We start from the raw sequence: 2,354 nt of genomic DNA, 5'->3' as shown, positions 1-2,354 counted from the left end.
TCCGGAATTCCAGCTCTCTTTTAAGATGCTCTAAAGCATTGCTTTTTGTTTGAGTTTTCATAATGGTAACTTTTTTGTTTACCATTACAATTTAATCATACCTCATTTTACCGTTTCCTCAAAGAAACGGTTTAGTTCAACACTACATATAGCTTATGGCGGGTGAAGTGGTAAACGAAAACTTTGTACATTTAATTAACTTTGGTGTGGTCAGAGAGGAAAGCGCTTTGAAAACCGCCACCAAGCCATATGCTTAACGTTGTGTGCAAGCTTAAAACTCAGCTGTCATAGACAAAACACAAAATCTTGAATAATGACAAAACAAAATGGAAATGTAAAAGAAATTTCAAGTAAACTGACTATCGAAAAAGATGAGTTTGAAACGCTTATAAGTGAAAGGATTATTATTGGCAATGAACTTTTCATTTATCCAGTTAAAATGTTACATGAAACACGTGATAGTTTTGGTGGAACTCGAGGTATATACGATGAAGCAGAAGAGAAAAAATTTATAGCTCAATATAACAAATGGAAACAATTCAATACTGAATTATTGAAACGTTCATTTGATACACCAGATAATGAATATGTGCAAGAATATGAAAAAGCAGAACGAAGCAGTATTTGGTCAGATTGGGTGAAAGAACGCAAGGAGGATATTCAAAATCAAGTTACTGTATTAGAAAGTTTAATTGAGAGATTGGCATTAATTCCAATGACAAAAGATGCTGTTGCAAAAGATGCCATAATTTCAAAAGATGTAACCAATAAAATTTTTATTGTGCATGGGCATAACAATGAAATAAAACAAACTCTTGCAAGGACTTTATCTCAATTGAAGTTAGAACCAATTATTTTACATGAACAAGCAGAGCAAGGAAGAACTATTATCGAGAAATTTGAAAAAAACAGTTCTGATGTCAATTTCGCAATCATACTTTTAACATCTGATGATGTAGGGAAATCAAATAAAGAGACTGCTTATAAGGCTCGTGCGAGACAAAATGTTGTTTTTGAAATGGGATATTTCATAGGAAAGTTGGGTCGAAATAAAGTATTTCTACTAATTGAGCATGGTGTTGATAAACCAGGAGATTTAGATGGAATTGTATATGTTCCGATAGACGATGCTGATGGATGGAAACTAAAACTTGTAAGAGAATTAAGAATTGCAGGTTATAGTGTAACGGCAGATGATTTGTAAAGATGAATAAATAGCCAGCACACAACACTACATATAGCTTATGGCGAGTTAAGCATAAAGGAAAGTTTTGTACATTTAAATAACATTTGCTTGGATAGGGAGGAAAGTACTTTGAAAACCGCCACCAAGCCATATACTTAACGTTGTACACCATGTCATGAAATGGAAAATTTCACATTAATAATAGAGATTCTAATTGTGCTGTTAATAATTGCAACAGTTGCAGTCATTATAAAATATCCGAAAGATATCGTTAGAGGATTTTTCGGGTTCTTTGAACCAGACCTTGGAAATTTAAAATCTTGGATTTTCTTACCTATCTGGCTTATTGGTCGGACAATTGAATTAGTAACTAAATTCAAAATTTATGAAAATAGCCATGCGGACTTATCAGAAGAGCCATATAAATCAACAAAGAATATGAAATTTGATTTTGAAAATGGTACAAAATATTTAGTTACTAGTAATGGAACAGACAAAATAAATGACATCATAAAAGACTTTTTAGGAATTTCTTATGCTAATATCACTTTTGATGATTTTGTGATTGAACAGATGTCTCCGACTGTAGTTAGGTGTCCATCCAGTATCCCCTTTTATGACTTCAACCTATTAATTCAACATTCAAATAATGAGTTGCAAAAGACAAACTGTTATGGGCTTTTTAAGTCGGACAAACTCAGTTTTTATTGCTATCAAGACCCAAAAACACTACATAACATTATTGGACAAACTCATTCAGGTCAAAATTTTTCGGTTTATACCTTAGACGACTTGAATAAGAAAACCTATTTAAAAATAAATAATAAAATAAAGGTAAAAGAACTGGATATGGACTCAGAAATAAAAGGTGTACAACATCACCTATGAATGAATGGGATTTCATCAGTCAGGGAAGTTTGGAGGCTTTTGGAAAGTCAGCCACAATGTGTAAATTTATTAATGGCTGTGGCTGTGTGCAATTGGCAAGCTTAGTAGTTTCTAAGCCCCACTCATCATAGCCATAACGTTAGATTTAATTTCTTCCTTGGCGGATTTTTCTGCTAGTCGGTGGGCAGAAAATGTGGAGGTTAAAAATTCGGGTGCATTAGCCTGAAAGGCTTAAGTTTTATCGGGCAAGCCGTATAAGCAGTGTGCTTATAAACGGTAA

2 protein-coding genes are annotated in these 2,354 nt (G+C 33.3%); both read left to right on the top strand.

Annotated features, from left to right (window positions below; translation table 11 throughout):
* The first annotated feature begins 313 nt into the window (after positions 1–313).
* Positions 314–1,204 (top strand): nucleotide-binding protein, encoded by an 891-nt coding sequence (locus VFM92_RS08870; protein ID WP_325121855.1) that lies wholly within the window; start codon positions 314–316, stop codon positions 1,202–1,204.
* Positions 1,205–1,366: 162 nt separating this feature from the next.
* Entirely contained in the window at positions 1,367–2,074 is a 708-nt protein-coding gene (locus VFM92_RS08865; protein WP_325121854.1) for a hypothetical protein, read from the top strand.
* The last annotated feature ends 280 nt before the right edge of the window (positions 2,075–2,354 follow it).

It is taken from the genome of Marivirga sp. (assembly GCF_035704835.1).
Lineage (GTDB): Bacteria > Bacteroidota > Bacteroidia > Cytophagales > Cyclobacteriaceae > Marivirga.
The sequence above is the reverse complement of the archived record's forward strand: the minus strand, read 5'-3'. Positions and strand labels throughout refer to the sequence as shown.

Excerpts from the sequence above, each read along its gene's own strand:
- VFM92_RS08870 (WP_325121855.1), top strand. The coding sequence starts at position 314 with ATGACAAAACAAAATGGAAATGTAAAAGAAATTTCAAGTAAACTGACT.
- VFM92_RS08865 (WP_325121854.1), top strand. The coding sequence starts at position 1,367 with ATGGAAAATTTCACATTAATAATAGAGATTCTAATTGTGCTGTTAATA.